The organism is Streptomyces ziwulingensis (assembly GCF_039542605.1).
Classification (GTDB): Bacteria; Actinomycetota; Actinomycetes; order Streptomycetales; family Streptomycetaceae; genus Streptomyces; species Streptomyces ziwulingensis.
In genome coordinates this window covers 127,853-146,338 of the sequence record NZ_BAABIG010000022.1, presented here as the reverse complement: position 1 = coordinate 146,338, position 18,486 = coordinate 127,853, and the positions used below count along the sequence as shown (strand labels likewise).

Annotated in this window: 19 protein-coding genes and 2 tRNA genes; 5 read left to right on the top strand and 16 right to left on the bottom strand. The window is 70.0% G+C overall.

The features are described 5' to 3' along the window. Positions 1–93 precede the first annotated feature (93 nt). The 5 genes from ABEB00_RS11725 to ABEB00_RS11705 form a co-directional block, all read right to left on the bottom strand. Positions 94–855 (bottom strand): class E sortase, encoded by a 762-nt coding sequence (locus ABEB00_RS11725; protein ID WP_345619306.1) that lies wholly within the window; start codon positions 853–855, stop codon positions 94–96. A 13-nt stretch (positions 856–868) separates the two neighbouring features. Then, positions 869–1,981, bottom strand: a complete 1,113-nt coding sequence (locus ABEB00_RS11720; RefSeq protein ID WP_345619305.1) for a class E sortase — start codon at positions 1,979–1,981, stop codon at positions 869–871. Then, positions 1,978–2,616 (bottom strand): aminodeoxychorismate/anthranilate synthase component II, encoded by a 639-nt coding sequence (locus tag ABEB00_RS11715; RefSeq protein ID WP_345619304.1) that lies wholly within the window; start codon positions 2,614–2,616, stop codon positions 1,978–1,980. The genes ABEB00_RS11720 and ABEB00_RS11715 overlap by 4 nt, the downstream gene beginning before the upstream one ends. After that, complete coding sequence (locus tag ABEB00_RS11710) at positions 2,613–2,774, bottom strand: hypothetical protein (RefSeq protein ID WP_345619302.1); 162 nt, start codon at positions 2,772–2,774, stop codon at positions 2,613–2,615. The genes ABEB00_RS11715 and ABEB00_RS11710 overlap by 4 nt, the downstream gene beginning before the upstream one ends. 160 nt (positions 2,775–2,934) lie before the next feature. Then, the gene (locus ABEB00_RS11705; RefSeq protein ID WP_345619300.1) at positions 2,935–3,714 is read right to left on the bottom strand and encodes a DUF881 domain-containing protein; all 780 of its coding nucleotides are present in this window, start codon (positions 3,712–3,714) and stop codon (positions 2,935–2,937) included. A 140-nt stretch (positions 3,715–3,854) separates the two neighbouring features. Here ABEB00_RS11705 and crgA point away from each other — a divergent pair, with 140 nt between their 5' ends. Beyond that, positions 3,855–4,109, top strand: a complete 255-nt coding sequence (gene crgA, locus ABEB00_RS11700; protein WP_345619298.1) for a cell division protein CrgA — start codon at positions 3,855–3,857, stop codon at positions 4,107–4,109. A gap of 258 nt (positions 4,110–4,367) precedes the next feature. Here the strand turns inward: crgA and ABEB00_RS11695 are convergent, their stop codons facing one another. After that, the gene (locus ABEB00_RS11695) at positions 4,368–5,264 is read right to left on the bottom strand and encodes a rhomboid family intramembrane serine protease (protein ID WP_345619296.1); all 897 of its coding nucleotides are present in this window, start codon (positions 5,262–5,264) and stop codon (positions 4,368–4,370) included. 143 nt (positions 5,265–5,407) lie between these two features. Beyond that, positions 5,408–5,941 carry a peptidylprolyl isomerase gene (locus tag ABEB00_RS11690; protein ID WP_345619295.1) on the bottom strand — a complete coding sequence of 178 codons (534 nt, stop codon included), beginning with the start codon at positions 5,939–5,941 and terminating at the stop codon, positions 5,408–5,410. A 310-nt stretch (positions 5,942–6,251) separates the two neighbouring features. Here ABEB00_RS11690 and ABEB00_RS11685 point away from each other — a divergent pair, with 310 nt between their 5' ends. Further along, entirely contained in the window at positions 6,252–6,953 is a 702-nt protein-coding gene (locus tag ABEB00_RS11685; protein ID WP_345619293.1) for a DUF5324 family protein, read from the top strand. 133 nt (positions 6,954–7,086) lie between these two features. Here ABEB00_RS11685 and ABEB00_RS11680 read toward each other — a convergent pair whose 3' ends face one another. Together ABEB00_RS11680 and ABEB00_RS11675 are read right to left on the bottom strand one after the other, a co-directional pair. Further along, positions 7,087–7,863 carry an isoprenyl transferase gene (locus tag ABEB00_RS11680; RefSeq protein WP_345619292.1) on the bottom strand — a complete coding sequence of 259 codons (777 nt, stop codon included), beginning with the start codon at positions 7,861–7,863 and terminating at the stop codon, positions 7,087–7,089. Between the two features lie 356 nt (positions 7,864–8,219). Then, positions 8,220–8,292 (bottom strand) — tRNA-Ala (locus ABEB00_RS11675). A gap of 180 nt (positions 8,293–8,472) precedes the next feature. On the opposite strand from ABEB00_RS11675, the gene ABEB00_RS11670 reads away from it, so the two are divergent. Both ABEB00_RS11670 and ABEB00_RS11665 read left to right on the top strand, forming a co-directional pair. Then, entirely contained in the window at positions 8,473–9,021 is a 549-nt protein-coding gene (locus tag ABEB00_RS11670) for a helix-turn-helix domain-containing protein (protein ID WP_345619291.1), read from the top strand. Positions 9,022–9,204: 183 nt separating this feature from the next. After that, entirely contained in the window at positions 9,205–10,671 is a 1,467-nt protein-coding gene (locus ABEB00_RS11665) for a serine/threonine-protein kinase (RefSeq protein ID WP_345619290.1), read from the top strand. A gap of 90 nt (positions 10,672–10,761) precedes the next feature. Here ABEB00_RS11665 and ABEB00_RS11660 read toward each other — a convergent pair whose 3' ends face one another. Together ABEB00_RS11660 and ABEB00_RS11655 are read right to left on the bottom strand one after the other, a co-directional pair. Next, the gene (locus ABEB00_RS11660) at positions 10,762–12,132 is read right to left on the bottom strand and encodes a hypothetical protein (protein WP_425586479.1); all 1,371 of its coding nucleotides are present in this window, start codon (positions 12,130–12,132) and stop codon (positions 10,762–10,764) included. Between the two features lie 208 nt (positions 12,133–12,340). After that, entirely contained in the window at positions 12,341–12,469 is a 129-nt protein-coding gene (locus tag ABEB00_RS11655) for a DLW-39 family protein (RefSeq protein ID WP_003999697.1), read from the bottom strand. 338 nt (positions 12,470–12,807) lie between these two features. On the opposite strand from ABEB00_RS11655, the gene ABEB00_RS11650 reads away from it, so the two are divergent. Beyond that, on the top strand, positions 12,808–13,191 hold the full coding sequence (locus ABEB00_RS11650) for a DUF6344 domain-containing protein (RefSeq protein WP_345619286.1): 384 nt from the start codon (positions 12,808–12,810) through the stop codon (positions 13,189–13,191). A gap of 96 nt (positions 13,192–13,287) precedes the next feature. Here ABEB00_RS11650 and ABEB00_RS11645 read toward each other — a convergent pair whose 3' ends face one another. From ABEB00_RS11645 to gyrA, 5 genes are all read right to left on the bottom strand, one after another. Continuing rightward, positions 13,288–13,641, bottom strand: a complete 354-nt coding sequence (locus ABEB00_RS11645; protein ID WP_345619284.1) for a VOC family protein — start codon at positions 13,639–13,641, stop codon at positions 13,288–13,290. Between the two features lie 47 nt (positions 13,642–13,688). Beyond that, positions 13,689–14,099 (bottom strand): 2'-5' RNA ligase family protein, encoded by a 411-nt coding sequence (locus ABEB00_RS11640; protein ID WP_345619282.1) that lies wholly within the window; start codon positions 14,097–14,099, stop codon positions 13,689–13,691. Positions 14,100–14,855: 756 nt separating this feature from the next. Beyond that, positions 14,856–14,932: transfer RNA gene (locus ABEB00_RS11635), tRNA-Ile, on the bottom strand. 130 nt (positions 14,933–15,062) lie between these two features. After that, positions 15,063–15,845 (bottom strand): DUF3566 domain-containing protein, encoded by a 783-nt coding sequence (locus tag ABEB00_RS11630; RefSeq protein WP_345619280.1) that lies wholly within the window; start codon positions 15,843–15,845, stop codon positions 15,063–15,065. A gap of 18 nt (positions 15,846–15,863) precedes the next feature. Beyond that, entirely contained in the window at positions 15,864–18,455 is a 2,592-nt protein-coding gene (gyrA, locus tag ABEB00_RS11625; RefSeq protein ID WP_345619279.1) for a DNA gyrase subunit A, read from the bottom strand. Positions 18,456–18,486: the final 31 nt, after the last annotated feature.

Below are 18,486 nucleotides of genomic sequence, written 5' to 3'. Positions count from 1 at the left end.
CCCCCGGCGCCCCTGGTGGCACGCAGAAGAGCCCCGGACCCTCAGCGGAGGGTCCGGGGCTCTTCTGCGCGTTCCGCGGGGCCGTACGGCCGCTCAGCGCAGTTCCTTCGGCAGGGTGCGCTCGCTGTCCACCTTCTGCGTGCGGACCAGTTCGCCCCAGACGACGTACCGGTAGCGGCTGGTGTACACCGGTGTGCAGGTCGTCAGCGTGATGTAGTGGCCGGCCTTCTTCCTGCCGGACTCCCTCGGGATGTCGCCGAGGACCTTGACGTTGTACTTCGAGGTCTCGGGCAGAGTGCCGTAGACCTGGTAGACGTACCAGGTGTCCTTCGTCTCGAAGACGATCGGGTCGCCCTCGGCGATCTTCTGGATGTCGTGGAACTTGGCGCCGTGGCCGTCGCGGTGGGCCGCGAGCGAGAAGTTGCCCTTCTCGTCCGACATCGGCAGCGTCGCCTTGACGGGGTCGGTGTAGTAGCCGGCCACCCCGTCGTTGAGGATCTTCATCGAGGTGCCCTTCTCGACCAGGATCTCGTCCTCGCTCATCGTGGGCACGTGCAGGAAGCCGATGCCGGCCCTGGTGTTCAGCGCCCCCGGCCCGCCCGGCCCCGCCGCCTCCCGGGCCCAGGTGTCGCGGACCTTGTCGCCCCGCTTGTCCGCCGCGCGGTCGGCGACCACGTTCGTCCACCACAGGGAGTAGACGACGAAGAGGCCGAGGACCAGGCCCCCGGTGATGAGGAGTTCACCGAAGACGCTGACGGCCAGGGCGATCCGGCCGCGGCCGCGGGGCCGGGAGGCCGGCGGGGGGCCGGGCGCGTCGGTCTGCTCTTCGTGATCGGTGTCGGTGGTCGCTGCCACTGGTCATCCGCCCTTAATTGACGAGCGCATCCGGCTTGCCCTTGCTGCGCGGCCGTTCCTCGACCATCCTGCCCCAGACGATCATCCGGTACTTGCTGGTGAACTCCGGGGTGCAGGTGGTCAGCGTGATGTAGCGGCCGGGCCCGGTGAAGCCCGACTGTTCCGGGACGGGGTCGAGGACGCTCGTGTTGCTCGGCGACGTCACCGGCAGGATCGACGCCATCTTGTAGACGAAGTACTCGTCCTGCGTCTCCACGACGATCGGATCGCCCGGCTGCAGCTTGTTGATGTACCGGAAGGGTTCGCCGTGCGTGTTGCGGTGGCCGGCGAGCCCGAAGTTGCCGGTCTTCGCGTCCGGCATCGCCGTCTTCAGCGCGCCCTCGGCGTAGTGCCCGACCATGCCGCGGTCCAGCACCTTCTCGTTGCTGATGCCCTCGGCGATCGGCACCACCACGTCCAGCTTCGGGATGTGCAGCAGGGCGAAGCCCTGGCCCGGCTCGAAGGCGCCCGGCTGCCGTTTGCCGCTGGCCCAGTCGTCCTGGAGGCTGCTGGTCGCCTTGTCCGCCTGGGCGTGCGCCCGCACGTTGGTCCACCAGAGCTGGTAGCTGACGAAGAGCAGCATCAGCACGCCGGCCGTGATGAAGACCTCGCCGATCGCGCGGCTGGCGATCACGGCGGCACCCGGCTTGCGGGCCCGCGCCTGCCGCCGGGCCTCCACCCGCGAGAGCGGCACCGACGGGCTCTCTCCGGCCTCCGGGGCCTCGGCGGTCCCCGAACCCCGACGGGAGGGCGCGCGGCCCCCGTGGCGCCCCTTGGCGGCCTTCCTGCGGGCCGCCCGGCCCCCGGGCGCGGGACCGTCGGCCGCGGGGCTTGTCGCCCGCGCCAGCCGCTCCGGCGGCTCGGGGATGCGCAGGGCGACCGTCTCGTCGTCCGCGACGGGTGGCAGCCGGGTTCCCGGGGCCGTGCCGGGCAGGTACGTCTCCCCGGCCGCGGGGGGAGTGCGGGTGCCGTTCGCCGCGTGGGGCGTCCCGTGCGCTGCCGGACGGGACGCCCCGTGGGCGTCCGGGCGGGACGACCCCCCGTGGACGTCCGCGCCGGACTCGCGCTCGGGGCGCAGTGCGGTCACGCCGTGGCCCTGCCCACCACCGGGGCGAGCCCCGCCGACCTCGCCACCGCGCCCCCGTCGCCGCACTCCGCCAGCCAGTTGGCCAGCATCCGGTGGCCGTGCTCGGTCAGCACCGACTCCGGATGGAACTGCACGCCCTCGACGGGCAGGTCACGGTGGCGCAGCCCCATCACGATCCCGTCGTGGGTACGGGCCGTGACCTCCAGTTCGGGCGGCACGGTGGAGGGTTCGGCGGCCAGCGAGTGGTAGCGGGTCGCCGTGAAGGGCGAGGGGAGGCCGGCGAAGACACCCTTGCCGCCGTGCTCGACCGGCGAGGTCTTGCCGTGCAGCAGCTCCGGCGCGCGGTTCACCACGCCGCCGTACGCCACCTGCATCGACTGCATGCCGAGGCAGACGCCGAAGACGGGGACGCCGGTGGCCGCGCAGTGCCGGACCATCTCGACACAGACACCGGCCTGTTCGGGCGTGCCCGGACCCGGTGACAGCAGCACGCCGGCGAAGCCGTCCTGGGCGTGGGCCGTCGAGACCTCGTCGTTGCGCAGCACCTCGCACTCGGCGCCGAGCTGGTACAGGTACTGGACCAGGTTGAAGACGAAGCTGTCGTAGTTGTCGACGACGAGAATGCGCGCGCTCACTGGTTGTCCACCGTCACATCGTTGAAGGGCAGCAGCGGCTCGGCCCACGGGAAGACGTACTGGAAGAGGACGTAGACCACGGCCACGGCGAGGGCGAGTGAGAGCAGCGCCTTCACCCACAGGTTCCCCGGCAGATGCCGCCAGATCCAGCCGTACATGCCGTCCCTTCCGTCGAACCACGGCACCGGAAATCACGCCGCACGCGAACAGACTAACGGCGCGGAGCCTCCGGTTTCCCGGTGTCCGCGGCCCGGGTGGAGTCCGGGTGACGCCCGGACGAACAGCCCGGGACGCCGGTGGCCCGAGGCGCGGGGGGCGCTACTCGACGGGTTCGGCGTAGTGCAGGTCCACTGTGCCCGAGTAGCCGGGCAGCGTCACCGTCCCGTCCTCCTCGACCTTCCAGCCGAGCCCGTAGACGTTGACATAGACCATGTAGTTCTGGATCGCCGGGGCCGCTGCCAGCACTTTCTTCAGCTTCTCCGGATCACCGACCGCCGTGATCCTGTACGGCGGCGAGTAGACCCGGCCCTGGAGGATCAGGGTGTTGCCCACGCAGCGCACGGCGCTGGTGGAGATCAGCCGCTGGTCCATGACCTTGATGCCCTCGGCGCCGCCCTCCCAGAGGGCGTTCACCACGGCCTGCAGGTCCTGCTGGTGGATCACCAGGTAGTCGGGCTGCGGCTCGGGGTAGCCGGGGAGCTTGGCGGTGGCGTCCGGCGGGGCGTCGTCCAGGGTGACCGAGACCGCCTCGCCCGTCAGCTTCTGCGTCCCCGCGCGCTCCTCCAGCGCGGCGAGTCTGTCGTCCTCCGCCGCCGTGCTGCCGTCGTCGCGCTCGGCGAGGGACTCGATGTCGCGCCGCAGGGCCGCGTTGGTCTCGTCCAGCCCGCCGTTGCCGCGGCTGCGCGCCTGGATCAGGTCGGAGAGCTTCAGCAGCGAGGCGTCCGTACGGATGTTGGTGCCCTTGGCCGTGTCGAAGCTGGTGAAGAAGATCAGCCCCGCCAGGGCGAACACGGCTGCCGTGAGGACCCGCACGGGCCGGAGACGGCGGCTGCGGGCGGGCCTGGATCCCGTTCCGGGAGAGTCGGCGGAATTGCTCAACGTACCCTTATCTCCTTCAGCGCCACGGAAGCACTACGCTAACGGACGCCCGGGGGAGCGCTCAGCGTCCCGCGAACGTCGCCCCGAGCCCGCCCCCGTTCCCTGCGCGGCCACGCAGCGCATCGACAGGAGAGACCCTCGTGCCGAAGTCACGTATCCGCAAGAAGGCCGATTTCACGCCGCCCGCGGTCAAGCAGTCCACGAGCATCAAGCTGAGCAACCGTGCCTGGGTCGCCCCCGTCATGCTGGCGATGTTCCTCATCGGTCTCGCCTGGATCGTCGTGTTCTACGTCACCGACGGCTCACTGCCGCTCGACGCGCTGGGCAACTGGAACATCGTGGTGGGCTTCGGCTTCATCGCGGCCGGCTTCGGCGTCTCCACGCAGTGGAAGTAGCGTCGACCACCCGGTGAACGCAGCTCTCCCCAGGGCTATCCACTGAGTTATCCACAGTGACTTTCCACAGCGTGGGGAAAAGAACGACGATCTGTGGATAACTCACCGGAGGTTGACGCCGGTGTGACAGAAACACCGGTAACCGAAAACCTGTTCGCCCCCTGCCTGACCTGCGGAAACATGGGTCAGCTACAGGGGGCACAGTTGTTCCCGCACACTATGCACAAGATCGGGCACTGACTGTGGACAACTGGGCGCTCAGGTGAGCTGGCCCGTCCTCAGGAGGGTCAACCCGACGCAGATCACCAGGACCAGCGCGCAGGTGCCGTACTGGACGAGCGCGCGGCGCTCGCGCGGGGCGTGCACCATCCCGTAGCCGATCACGACGCCGGCCACCAGGCCGCCTATGTGGGCCTGCCAGGCGATGTTGAACCCGGGGCTGAAGGTGAAGATCAGGTTGATCACCAGCAGGGCGATCACCGGCCGCATGTCCTGGTTCAGCCGCCGCAGCAGGACCGCGGTCGCGCCGAAGAGCCCGAAGATCGCGCCGGAAGCGCCGAGCGAGGGCTGGTTGGGAGCGGCGATGAGGTAGGTGAGCGCGCTGCCGGCCAGTCCGGACAGGACGTAGAGGGCGAGATAGCGGGCCCGCCCCAGGGCCGCTTCCAGGGGGCCGCCGATCCACCACAGACTGAACATGTTGAACAGGATGTGGAGGTAGCTGCCGTGCAGGAACATCGCGGTCAGCAGCCGGTGGTACTGGCCCTCCGCGATCCCCTCCACCCCGCCGAGCAGCGGCACATAGGCCCGGCCGATCAGCTCGAAGCGGTTGGTGAAGCTGTCCCCCACGGACAACTGGACCAGGAACACGGCCAGGTTGAGCCCGACGAGGATCTTGGTGACCAGGCGCGGGTCCGCCGTGACACCGCCACCGGCGAGGGTCCGGGGCCGCGCGGCGTCCGGGGCGTGCCCGGTGCCGCTCCCGCCGCGCACACAGGCGGGGCACTGGAAGCCCACCGAGGCGTCGACCATGCACTCCGGGCAGATCGGACGTTCGCAGCGGGTGCAGCGGATGCCCGTCTCACGGTCCGGGTGGCGATAGCAGACCGGCAGGCTCCCGGCGTCCCGCGGACCGCCTCCTGCTGCCGCCTGGTCCATCGCGCCCCCTCGGTCGTCCGTGCACAGCACCCGCCCCGCCCATCCTTACGGACGAGCGGGGCGATTGGTTCCCGCCAGATCGGCCCTCGCGGGCCTTCGAACAGCCCTCGCGGGCCTTCGAACAGCCGTCGCCGGCCTTTCGATCAGCCCTCGCGGGTCTCCACGACGACCGACTCGATCACCACGTCGTTGACCGGACGGTCGGTGCGCGGGTTGGTCTGCGCCGCCGCGATGGCGTCGATGACCTTCTGGCTGGCCGCGTCGGTGACCTCGCCGAAGATCGTGTGCTTGCGGTTCAGCCACGTCGTCGGGGCGACGGTGACGAAGAACTGCGAGCCGTTGGTGCCCGGACCGGCGTTGGCCATGGCCAGCAGGTACGGCTTGTCGAAGCCGAGGTCCGGGTGGAACTCGTCCTCGAACTGGTAGCCCGGACCACCGGTGCCGTTGCCCAGCGGGTCGCCGCCCTGGATCATGAAACCGCTGATCACCCGGTGGAAGACCGTACCGTCATAGAGCTTGTCCGTGGACTTCTGCCCCGTGGCCGGGTTGGTCCACTCCCGCTCGCCCTTGGCTAGCTCGACGAAGTTCTTGACCGTCTTGGGGGCATGGTTCGGCAGGAGCCGGACGTCGATGTCGCCATGATTGGTCTTCAAGGTGGCGTAAAGCTGCTCAGCCACGATCTGCCTTCCGTTGTCTTCCTGTGACTCCCCGATCCTCGCACGGTCCGCGCCACACGTCGCCCAACGGTCGATCACCAGCCCGCCTGCGCGCGTGTCACAGGGGAAAAACCGGCCGAGTACGTCCAGGACGCGGGCGCTGCGCGACGATCCGTGGCATTGTCGACGACAAGCTCCCGATGCCCTGTATTCACCCGCTATTGCGATGACCCGGATGCGCGCCCGCACATGCCTGGTGATGCCTTCACAGGCATGATCCGTAAAAGGGTGGAAAGTCGAATTACCGTACGCCACCGAGGAGGAGGAACCCGTGACCCGCATCGACAGCGTGCGCGCCGCGACCGGTTCGGCGAAGGACAGCGTGCTGCACGCCGCGGAAGTGGTGGCGCCCTACGCCGACACCGCCAAGGACAGGGCCGCTCACTACGCGAACGAGGCACGCGTACGGCTGGCACCCAAGGTGTCCCTGGCCGCCGATCAGGCTCGCCTCCAGTACGGCGCCCATCTGGCGCCGCGTCTGGAACAGGCTCTCTCGCACGTGCCACCGAAGGTCGACCAGGCCGCCCAGGAGGCCGCCGCGCGCACCCGCCTGGCCGCCCGGCAGGCGGCCGACTACTCCCGGCCCCGGCTTGAGCAGGCGGTCGCCGCCGCCGGGCCGGTCCGGGACGAGGCGACGCTGCGTGGTGCCGCCGCGCTGGCCGCGCTGCGCGGCCAGGTCTCGGCCAAGGACATCCAGAAGCTGGCCCGTAAGCACCAGCGGCGGGCGAAGGCCGGCCGTGCCGTCAAGGTGCTGACGGTGGTGGGTCTCGTCGCCGGTGGCGCCTTCGCCGCCTGGAAGTGGTGGGACAAGCAGGCCAACCCGGACTGGCTGGTCGAACCGCCGGCGGCGACCGAGGTGCCCGAGACCGGTCGGCTCACCTCGGTGGACGGCAGCGGGGCGACGGCTCTCGACCCCGAGGTCCAGGCCAAGCAGGCCGAGGACGAGGCCACCGACCGCGACGACCGGCGCTGAGACGGCCGGGCGACGCGTCGGACGGACGTGAGACGCCGAGGGGCGGGAGAGATCGACTCTCCCGCCCCTCGGCGCTGCCGGGCCGGCGTCGGCCCGGCCGATGTTTCACGTGGAACACCGCGACACCGGTCGGTCACCGGCCGTAGCGCCGCTCCCGCACCGAGTAGGAGCGCAGCGCACGCAGGAAGTCGATCTCCCGGAAGTCCGGCCAGTACGTCTCGCAGAAGTACACCTCCGCGTACGCCGACTGCCAGAGCAGGAAGCCGGACAGGCGCTGCTCCCCGGAGGTGCGGATGATGAGGTCGGACTCGGAGCGCGCCTTGGAATACAGGTGCTTGGAGATGTGCTCCATGTCGAAGGTCTCGATGAACTCGTCGATGTCCCCGCCCTGGGCGCTGTGCTCCGTCAGCGCCGACCGCACGGCGTCGACGATCTCCCGCCGCCCGCCGTAGCCGACGGCCACGTCGACCTTCGTACCGCCCTGGCGGCCCTCGGTCGAGGCGGTGGCGGACTTCAGCCGGGCCGCCGATTCGGCCGGCAGCAGGTCCAGGGAGCCGACCACCTCGACGCGCCACGGGTTCCCCGGCGCCGCCAGCCGCTCGACCACCTCCGCGATGATGTCGATCAGCGGTTCCAGTTGGTCCTCGGGCCGGTGGAGGTTGTCGTCGGACAGCATGAACAGGGTGACGTGCTCGACCTGGGCGGAGTCGCACCAGCGCAGGAAGTCGAGGACCTTCGCCCCGCCGGCCCGGTAGCCCTCGCGTGGGTCGTCTATCCCGGACATCTTCGCCCAGCGCCGATTGCCGTCCAGCATGATGCCGATGTGCTGGGGGCGTGGGCGTCCTTCCAACTCCCTGACGAGCCGTTTCATGTACAGCGCGTCGAGAGCGGCCCGTACCTTGGCCCGCATGGTTACCCCTTCCACCTCGTCGGCAGCGACCGAACGGCCCCGACGGCGATGAGCCACTTGGCACCGCCCCGCAGGGGTGGGGTGCCGGTGCCCTGTGGAGTGACGATATCAAGAGCGGACATCGCGTCCTCCGCATCGAACCGGGCCCCTTCGGACACCGCCCCGAGCACCGTCGAAACCCGCTGGTGACGCGCGAGTTGGCCCCAGAACGCCGCCCGCGAGCGGGTTGCCGCGCCGACGGCGGACAGTGACTCTGCGTGCCGACCGGACGGCCGGGGAGCGGAGGACAAAAAAGCCTCCTGACCTGTTTCAGTACAGGTCAGGAGGCTTTTCTTAAACGTCTTGAGTGGATCGAGTGGAGCCTAGGGGAGTCGAACCCCTGACATCTGCCATGCAAAGACAGCGCTCTACCAACTGAGCTAAGGCCCCGGAAGGGAAGCGTCCTCCGGAGACGAACATCCCGGGTGGCGCCGCAGACAAGAGTACCGGGTCGTCCCCCGTATCTCCCAACAAGATTGGGGGTCCCGGGGAACGACCACGCTCCGTAAGATGCTCCGCGTGGTTCGCTGGAGCGAACTGCGGTTTTTGGGGAAGCGATGGGGAGACGCAATGGACGCCGCACAGCAGGAAGCCACCGCAAGAGCGCGGGAACTGCAGCGGAACTGGTACGGGGAGCCGCTGGGGGCGCTCTTCCGTAGGCTCATAGACGACCTCGGTCTCAACCAGGCTCGTCTGGCGGGGGTACTGGGACTGTCCGCACCGATGCTGTCACAGCTCATGAGCGGCCAGCGGGCGAAGATCGGCAATCCCGCGGTGGTCCAGCGGGTGCAGTTGCTGCAGGACCTGGCGGGGCAGGTCGCCGACGGCAGCGCGAGCGCGGCCGAGGCCACCGAGCGGATGGACGAGATCAAGAAGTCCCAGGGGGGCTCGGTGCTCAGCAACACCACGCAGACGACGAGCAGTTCCGGAGCGCCGACGGTCAAGCGGGTGGTCCGTGAGATCCAGTCGCTGCTGCGTTCCGTGGCGGCGGCCGGCGACATCATCGAGGCGGCGAACACTCTCGCCCCGACCCACCCGGAGCTGGCAGAGTTCCTCCGGGTGTACGGCGCCGGCCGCACCTCGGACGCGGTCACGCACTACCAGGCCCACCAGAACTGACCCACCGGGCCCGACCGCCGGCGGGGGTACGGCAGCCGGGCCCGGCAGTGGCGTCGGAAGCAGCACCGCGAAAGCACGAAAGCGCGAAAAATGCGGAACGTGCGGAGCACAGGGTACGGAGAGTAAGGACAGTAAGGACAGGCACGGCAGGGGCAGGGCAGGGGGAGGGGCGACGCGCAAGCCATGGGTGAGGTCTTCGCCGGCCGGTACGAGCTGGTCGATCCGATCGGGCGCGGAGGGGTCGGCGCCGTATGGCGCGCCTGGGACCACCGCCGCAGGCGCTACGTGGCCGCCAAGGTGCTCCAGCAGCGTGACGCGCACTCGCTGCTGCGCTTCGTCCGTGAGCAGGCGCTGCGCATCGATCATCCCCATGTCCTCGCGCCGGCCAGTTGGGCCGCCGACGACGACAAGGTCCTCTTCACGATGGACCTGGTCACCGGGGGTTCGCTCGTCCACCTCGTCGGCGACTACGGTCCGCTGCCGCCCTCGTTCGTCTGCACGCTGCTCGACCAGCTCCTGGCCGGGCTGGCCGCGGTCCACGCCGAGGAGGTCGTGCACCGTGACATCAAGCCGGCCAACGTCCTCCTCGAAGCCACCGGCACCGGCCGGCCCCGGCTGCGGCTGGGCGACTTCGGCATCGCGATGCGGCTGGGCGAGGCCCGGCTGACGGAGACCAACCTCGTGGTGGGAACACCCGGTTACCTCGCGCCCGAACAGATGCTGGGGGCGGAACCGGACTTCCCCGCGGACCTGTTCGCCGTAGGGCTGGTCGCGCTCTACCTGCTGGAGGGCGCCAAGCCGGACACCAAGGCGCTGGTGCAGTACTTCGCCGAGCACGGGACGCCGGGGGCACCCCAGGGCATCCCCGAGCCGCTGTGGCAGGTCGTGTCCTCCCTGGTGCAACCCGACCCGCTGGCCCGGTTCCGTACGGCGACGGGGGCGCGCAAGGCGCTGGCCGCGGCCGTGGAGCTGCTGGGGGCCCCGGGCCCCGACGACGAGCTGATCGAGATCTTCGACCAAGTGGGGCCGCTGCCCTCGGGGTTCGGCTCCGGGGGACCGCTCAGGCCCCCGTCGGCACCGGTCCGCCGGCCGCCGCGACCGCCGTTCCCCGACACCGACGCCGACGCCGACGCCGTCTCCGGTACGCGCCCGCCGCCACCCGGAACACCGCCCGCCCCGCCTTCTCCTCCCTCACCGTCCTCTCCCCCCTCTCTCCCCTCTCTCCCCTCTCCGTCTTCTGCGTCTTCTGCGCTTCTTCCACCCCCGCCGTCCTCCGCGTCACCCGACTCCCAGCCCTCGGTGTCGCCGCCGCAGGCCACCACCTTCGCCTTCGCTCCGCGTCAGTCGCGAGCGCGGCTCGACCACTGGCCACCCCAGTCCGGGCCCGCGCACCCAGAGCCGCCCCGGCTCTCCCCCCACACCCCGCCCCCGCCGCCGTTCCCCACCCCTCCGGCGCACCCGCGCGGAGACGCTTCGACCGCTTCGTACACCGCTCAGGCCGCCGAGGTCCCGCCTCCCGCCCCGGCGGTTCCCCAGCACCGCGCTCCCAAGCGCCGCCGCCCCGGTCCCCCGGCGAAGGTGGCGGTTCCGCTCCTGCTGCTCGCGCTGGCCTGCTACGCGGTGGGCTTCTGGGCCCTGACCCGCCTCTGACCCCGGCCCCGCGTATCCCCGTATCCCGTACGCCCGTACGCCCGTACGCCCGTACGCCCGTACGCCCGTACGCCCCCACCGTAAGAACCGCTACGCGCCCCTGCGCCGAGCCATGACCGTCCACACCCCGAGCCCGGCCAGGAGTACGCTCCCGGCGCCGATCCCGCCCACCGCGACCGCCTTCATGGCGGGGTGGCTCTCCCCGGCCTCCGTCCCGCCGGCGAGGGAGCCGCCCATTCCACCGACTCCGCCCACCGCTCGCGTGGCCTCGAAGACGTCCCGGGGCACCGGTTCCCCCGCGTATCCGGGGCCGGCCCCGGCCGTGCCCATCAGCCGGAGGCGCAGGGTCAGACCGAACGGTCCGGTGCCGAAGCGGTCGGCGACCTGCTCCGCGAGATGCACGACGAGGTAGTAGGAGCCCGCGAACCGCATCCCGCTCACCTGCCCGGCGACGGTGTGCCGGTTGCCGTACGCCACCGGCGGGACGGGGCCCAGGTCGACCGTGGTGCGGCGGCCCGTGTAACCGGTGCCGGCGTCGTCGACCCGGCCGCGTACCGGGTTGTACAGCGCCAGCCCCAGCGCGGCGGTCGCATAGCCGCCGCGGCCGTCGGCGGCGTCGAGTTCGGCGGTCGCGTACAGGTTCTGCCCCCAGTCGAGCGGCACTTCGTAGAAGAGCGTCTGGCCGGACCGGATGTCGTCCCGCCAGACTCCCTGCCCGACGGGTGTGGCCCCGGCGAAGCCGCCGCCGCCGTGCAGCCGCCGGGGTTGTGCCGTGAGTGGCTCGGGCGAGGAGGAGTCCCAGGCGTTCGGCGGGCCCGTGCCGTCGGCCGGTCCGGTCCGCCGCAGGCCCGGTTCGGAGACGGTGGTCAGCTCCAGGCCCCAGTCGTCCGGCGGGGAGTCCTTCGGCCGGGCCCGCTCCACCACCACGTAGTAGGTGCCGGCCCCCTGGCACCGGCTCCCGCCGGGGGACACCTCCCTGACGCCCGTCGCCGTGACCGGGCGAGGGCTGCGGGCGGCGCCGAAGGTCGCGCTCCGCCTGGAGCAGGAGCCGCCCTCGGCGTCCTGGACCGAGACCCGGACCCCGTCCACGGCCGTGACCTCACTGCCGGGGCGGGGAACGGCGGTGACGGACACGTACGCGTTCGAGACCGCGTCGAGCCGCATGCGGTAGTAGAGCTTTCCGTCCCGCGGCAGGGAGCCGCGGTAGGTGGCTCCGGCCTCCAGAAGCGCGGCTCCCGCGGTCCCGGCCGCCCCTTCGACCTGCCGGGCGCCCTCGGTGTAGACGTAACCGCCGGACTCGCCGGACTCGCCGGCCGCTCGGGCCGTGCCGCCGCCGACCGGCAGAACCGCCGTCACGCAGAGCGCGGCACCCGCGGCGGCGACCGACCGCGCGCCCGTCACGAGAGCGGCCGCGGCGCGTCCGCGCCGGAGCCCCGACCTCGCCGTACCCCGCCGCGTCATCGCCCGCCACCCCTCGCCGTCGACCGGGCCGGACCGCACCGGACCGGACCATGGCCCATCCTGCCCCGCCCGCGCGCACGCCACCCGCCCGATCCGTACGAGCGTCCGAAACAGCCATGCCGTCCGGGCCGTCCACGGCGTCCGGGCAACACAAAACCCCGACCGTGATCACGGCCGGGGTCTGTTCAGGACCGAATGTCGGTCGGACTCACGAACCCGTGGGCACGGAGTCGGTGGCCTCCGTCCACAGATCCTGCTCGGCGCGATCCGCCTGGATCTGGCGGTACACGAGGAGCCCGCCGATGGCGGCCAGTGCGACCAGGAGAAGCTTCTTCACCGCGCGACCTCGTCCTTCATTGACGTAGGGGACCTCTGGCGCCCGACTATACACACCGGCCGATATCGATCGGTGACCTGCGTCCGGCGTCAACTCGTCGCCATCGGGACCCAGTAGGAGAGGAAGGGAACCGTTCCGATCGGAGGGTGATCACACCTCGACGGACGGTTACTTTGGGCACCCTTCTCCCGCATCCGTACCTTTTCCAGGGCTCTGCACCCATCCGTGTGATGTTCACCTGAAGATCGACGCGCCACGGGCGTCGGTCCACCACTTCGCGGCGCTCCTACACATCATGAGGAAAGTACGCAAATCGCCCAACCTGAATGTGAGGGGCCATGGCCCGGAACAAGGTCACCCATCTGTGGACCGCCTTCGTCACCGCGTTCCTGGCGCTGTGCACGGCGCTCGGACTCATCACGACGACCGCCGCGGCGGCAGCGGTACCGCAGACCGAAACCGGACGCAACACCGAGAGCGCCCCGCGGCTGACGACGCCGGCCACGGCGACCCTCACGCCATGGTCCCGGACCAGGTCGCTGCCGCCCACGATGAAGCAGCGCATCCGCGCCGAGGCGCACGGGAAGTCACCGAGCTGCCGTAAGCACCCGTCGCTGGACACGACCGCCGCCGACCGGGCCGCCGCAGCCTTGTGCGACACCCCGGAGGCCCCCTCGGCCCCGGAACTCCACGCTCCCCCGGCGCCACCGCTGCAACGCTGAGCCCGCGAGGCACGCCCCCACCCCGGGACAGCCCGACAGGAAGACCCCCGACCGCGACCGGTCGGGGGTCTTCCTGTCAGTTCCTACCGTCGCGTCCTACTGCTGCCGTCGGCCGAGGACACAGAACTCGTTGCCCTCGGGGTCCGCCATGACGACCCACGACTGCTCACCCTGGCCGATGTCGACACGTTTCGCGCCGTGCGCCTCCAGACGGGCCACCTCGGCGTCCTGGTCATCGGGCCTGAAGTCGAGGTGCAGCCGGCTCTTGGCCTGCTTGCCCTCCTCGATCCGGACGAAGTCCAGACCCGGCAGACGGTCCGGCGCCGGCCGGATCTCGAACTCCTCGTCCGAGTCATGCACCACGACCCAGCCGAGAGCCGAGGCCCACCACTTCCCCAGGGCCACCGGATCCACCGAGTGAACGACTACCTGTTCCCATTCCAAGGCCATCCGCGGAGTCTAGGCCCACCGAAACCGCCTAGTGGGGTCGTGCAGGTCTACCCGAGCGGCACCGTGGCGTAGGACTCCCACTCGTACATCAGGCGGTCGCGGCCCAGCACGATCAATTCAGCACTGGTGATGCGCGCGCGTGCCGGCGTGAACTCGGCGCCAGCGAGAGCCTTCGCGACCGGTGCGGCCGGGCCGTCGCTTGCGCTGTAGGCGACGGACACGTGCGGCCGGAACCCGGCTGCCTGTTCCGGGACGTCGGGCAGGGTGTCGCCGATCGCCTCACGGATCGCGTTGCGTACGGCGTGGACCGGCTCGGCAGGCTGGGCGGGGAGCAGGAGCGCCTCCGGGTCGACCACGGTGTCGGGACCGAGCTGGATGTCGAAAGCGGGGATGCTGGATAGGTGTTGACCGGCAGCGGCCACAACGGCGTCGACCGTCTCGCTGGGGATCTCGTCCACGAAGTCGATGCCAACGGGGCCGGCTCGGAGCCCTGCACGGACGTTTTCCTCCGCTGGGGCGACGAGTCGGGCCCTCAATGGCTTGAGGACGTCGAGGTCTGCCTCAAGGTGGAGAACCCGATGGCCTCGGGATGCACGATCCTCCGTGGCCACCCTGGCAGGTGCGACTGGGAGTACATCGACCCGTCCGGCCTGTGGGCGGGCCCCCGGCCCTGACCCTGCTGGGGCGGGCCGCTGTGAGGCTGACATGATCACAGGCAGCCTTCGCCTGGCAGGGTGCCGTGAGGTCCACCCAGATCAATGGCTCGCGGTGCCATGGGCGCACTTCGCCTATGACGAGGTCAACGGTCACTCCGACTGGCGGTAGCTGCTGGACGAGTCGCTGCACCCCAGGCTCGCTGCGGCGACGAATGACATCCAGTGAGGCACCCACGGGTTCGTATCCGTGGAGTTCTGCCAGGAGTCCCCAAGGATGGTGACTGATGATCGTTGCTTGTACTGCTTCACCTTGACGAAGCTCGCTGAGGGGGCGCCTGATCCCATCGACCACGGCGGCATTCTCCTCCTCGGCCCAGCATGACGACGATGGACGTGTGCACGCACGTCGTGGGCGACAGCGAGAGGGGGGCGGTCGGCATGCTCGCCGAGTTGCTCGAAGACCCGCTCATCGGCTGATCGCCGCTGTTGGTGTCAAGAACTGGTGTCAGGAACTGGTGTCAAAAGGCCCCCGGACCGATGGTCCGGGGGCCTTTTGGCTGGTGGGGCTAACAGGATTTGAACCTGTGGCCTCATCCTTATCAGGGATGCGCTCTAACCAACTGAGCTATAGCCCCGCCGCGCTCTGCGGTGTATGTCCCGCGCGCTGACTCCTGAAGATTAGCGCACGAGGTGGGCAGTCCCAAAATCGGTTGGGGGCGAGCCCCTCGACACCGCGTCGGCACCGCCGCCGTACCGCTCAGACGCTCACTCGTCCTCCGCGAGCGTCAGCTCCACGCCGCCGACGAAGCCGGCGGAGAGGTTGTAGATGAAGGCGCCGAGGGTCGCCAGCGCCGTCGCGAGGACGACGTCGATGACCGCGATGATCGTCGTGAACAGCAGGACGTTCGGCAGCGACAGGAAGGACTGGAGGTCGAACCCGTTCGACTCGTTCGAGCCGGTCGCCTCGGAGATCGTTCCGCCGACCGTCGAGAAGACGCCCATGGCGTCCATGACCATCCACAGCACCGCCGCGGCGACGATCGTGCAGATGCCCAGCGCGATGGAGAGCAGGAAGCTCACCTTCATCACCGACCACGGGTCGGCCTTCGCCACCCGCAGGCGCGCCTTGCGCACGCGCGGCGTGGTGCGCGCTCCGGTGCGCGGGCGGCGCACCGCCCCGGAGGAAGTGCCCGCCGAGGACGGGTACGCCTGTGGCGGGTGGTAGGGCCCGCCGGGCTGCTGCTGCCGTTCGCCCGGCAGCGGGGAGGCCGGCTCCTGGGCGGCGGCCTGCTGGTAGGGCGCGGGCTGGGCCTGGTTGCCGGAAGCGGCCGGGCCCGCGCCAGCCGCGTACTGCTGGGTCTGCGGACCTCGGGTGTCCGTCACAGTTCCCCCCTGGGATCCATGAGTCTCGTACGAGGATGAGGACGCGGCTGCGCGCGAGTCCGTTCCACTTTCACCGGATCCTCGCACGGCGGAGCCACGGCCGCCGCCGTCCGTTTGTGTACCTGGGGAGGTACCGGCCGATCCGGCGCCCGTGGCTCCGCTCACGATGACTCTCTCCTCGTGCTACTCGGCCGAGGGTGCCTCACCCTCGTCCGTGCCGGCGGTCGCGGCATCCTCGGCGGTCTCGTCGACGACCACGTCGCCGTCGACTTCCTCCGCCTCGCGCCCGGCCTCGGCGTTGCGTGCGATACCGACCACGGCATCGCGCTTGCCAAGATTGATCAGTTGGACGCCCATGGTGTCACGGCCGGTCTCCCTGATCTCGTTGACTCGCGTGCGGATCACACCGCCGGAGAGGGTGATGGCGAGGATCTCGTCCGTCTCCTCGACCACCAGCGCTCCGACGAGCTCTCCGCGGTCCTCGACGATCTTGGCGGCCTTGATGCCGAGGCCGCCGCGACCCTGGACGCGGTACTCGTCGACGTTGGTCCGCTTCGCGTAACCACCGTCGGTAGCAGTGAACACGAACGTACCGGGACGGACAACATTCATCGAGAGCAGTTCGTCCTCGCCGCGGAAGCTCATGCCCTTGACGCCCGAGGTGGCACGGCCCATCGGACGCAGCGTGTCGTCCGATGCGGTGAACCTGATCGATTGCGCCTTCTTGCTGATCAGCAGCAGATCGTCATCGGCGGAGACCAGCTCCACTCCGATCAGTTCGTCATCGGTGCCGTCCTCCCGCTCGCGCAGGTTGATGGCGATGACACCGCCCGAGCGCGGGGAGTCGTAGTCCTTCAGCGAGGTCTTCTTGACCAGGCCGCCCTTGGTGGCGAGGACCAGGTAGGGCGCCGCCTCGTAGTCGCGGATCGCGAAGATCTCGGCGATCGACTCGTCCGGCTGGAAGGCCAGCAGGTTGGCGACGTGCTGGCCGCGCGCTTCCCGGCCGGCGTCGGGCAGCTCGTAGCCCTTGACGCGGTAGACCCGGCCCTTGTTGGTGAAGAACAGCAGCCAGTGGTGGGTGGTGGAGACGAAGAAGTGGTCGACGATGTCGTCTTCCTTGAGCTTCGTCCCGCGTACGCCCTTGCCGCCGCGCTTCTGCGCCCGGTAGTCGTCGGTCTTGGTCCGCTTGATGTAGCCGCCGCGCGTGACCGTGACGACGATGTCCTCCTCGGCGATCAGGTCCTCGATGGACATGTCGCCCTCATAGGGGATCAGCTTCGTCTTGCGGTCGTCGCCGAACTTGTCGACGATCGCGGTCAGCTCCTCGCTCACGATCTCGCGCTGGCGGACCGGGGAGGAGAGGATCGCCTTGTACTCGCGGATCTTCGCCTGGAGTTCGTCGTGCTCCTGGACGATCTTCTGGCGCTCCAGCGCCGCCAGCCGGCGGAGCTGCATCTCCAGGATCGCGTTGGCCTGGATCTCGTCGATCTCCAGGAGGGTCATCAGGCCGCCGCGCGCGATCTCGACGGTGTCGCTGCGCCGGATCAGCGCGATGACCTCGTCGATGGCGTCCAGGGCCTTGAGCAGGCCGCGCAGGATGTGCGCCCGCTCCTCGGCCTTGCGCAGCCGGAACTTCGTCCGCCGGACGATGACCTCGATCTGGTGGTTCACCCAGTGCCGGATGAACGCGTCCAGGGAGAGGGTGCGCGGCACGCCGTCGACCAGGGCCAGCATGTTGGCGCCGAAGTTGTTCTGCAGGTCGGTGTGCTTGTAGAGGTTGTTCAGCACGACCTTGGCGACCGCGTCCCGCTTGAGGACGATCACCAGGCGCTGGCCGGTGCGCGAGGAGGTCTCGTCGCGGACGTCCGCGATGCCGCCGATCTTGCCGTCCTTCACCAGGTCGGCGATCTTCTGCGCGAGGTTGTCCGGGTTGGTCTGGTACGGCAGCTCCGTGACCACCAGGCACTGGCGGTTCTGGATCTCCTCGACCGCGACGACCGCCCGCATGGTGATCGAGCCGCGGCCGGTGCGGTACGCCTCCTCGATGCCGGTGCGGCCGACGACGAGGGCGCCGGTCGGGAAGTCGGGGCCCTTGATCCGCTCGATGAGGGCGTCGAGCAGCTCCTCGTTCGAGGCCTCGTAGTTCTCCAGGTACCACTGGGCGCCGGCCGCGACCTCGCGCAGGTTGTGCGGCGGGATGTTGGTCGCCATGCCGACCGCGATCCCGGCCGAGCCGTTGATCAGCAGGTTCGGGAAACGCGCGGGCAGGACGGTCGGCTCCTTGGAGCGGCCGTCGTAGTTGTCCGTGAAGTCGACGGTCTCCTCGTCGATGTCGCGGACCATCTCCATCGACAGCGGCGCCATCTTGCACTCGGTGTACCGCATGGCCGCCGCCGGGTCGTTGCCCGGGGAGCCGAAGTTGCCGTTGGAGTCGACCAGCGGCATCCGCATCGACCAGGGCTGCGCGAGGCGGACCAGGGCGTCGTAGATGGAGGAGTCGCCGTGCGGGTGGTAGTTGCCCATGACGTCGCCGACCACGCGGGCGCACTTGTAGAAGCCGCGCTCGGGGCGGTAGCCGCCGTCGTACATGGCGTACAGCACGCGGCGGTGGACGGGCTTGAGGCCGTCGCGGACGTCCGGCAGCGCGCGCGAGACGATGACGGACATCGCGTAGTCGAGGTAGGAACGCTGCATCTCCGTCTCGAGCCCGACCGGCTCGACGCGCAGCGCCAAGCCGTCCTCTTCGGGCTGGACGGGAGTGTTCTCGTCGGTCATTGCTGGTGAAGATCCTTCCCTGTGCGGTCAG

Bases quoted from the DNA above. Each gene is read 5' to 3' on its own strand.
- ABEB00_RS11660 (WP_425586479.1), bottom strand. From the start codon at position 12,132: ATGACGCGGCGGGGTACGGCGAGGTCGGGGCTCCGGCGCGGACGCGCC.
- ABEB00_RS11650 (WP_345619286.1), top strand. From the start codon at position 12,808: ATGGCCCGGAACAAGGTCACCCATCTGTGGACCGCCTTCGTCACCGCG.
- ABEB00_RS11680 (WP_345619292.1), bottom strand. From the start codon at position 7,863: ATGCGGGCCAAGGTACGGGCCGCTCTCGACGCGCTGTACATGAAACGG.
- ABEB00_RS11695 (WP_345619296.1), bottom strand. From the start codon at position 5,264: ATGGACCAGGCGGCAGCAGGAGGCGGTCCGCGGGACGCCGGGAGCCTG.
- ABEB00_RS11670 (WP_345619291.1), top strand. From the start codon at position 8,473: ATGGACGCCGCACAGCAGGAAGCCACCGCAAGAGCGCGGGAACTGCAG.
- ABEB00_RS11710 (WP_345619302.1), bottom strand. From the start codon at position 2,774: ATGTACGGCTGGATCTGGCGGCATCTGCCGGGGAACCTGTGGGTGAAG.
- gyrA (WP_345619279.1), bottom strand. From the start codon at position 18,455: ATGACCGACGAGAACACTCCCGTCCAGCCCGAAGAGGACGGCTTGGCG.
- ABEB00_RS11645 (WP_345619284.1), bottom strand. From the start codon at position 13,641: ATGGCCTTGGAATGGGAACAGGTAGTCGTTCACTCGGTGGATCCGGTG.
- ABEB00_RS11665 (WP_345619290.1), top strand. From the start codon at position 9,205: ATGGGTGAGGTCTTCGCCGGCCGGTACGAGCTGGTCGATCCGATCGGG.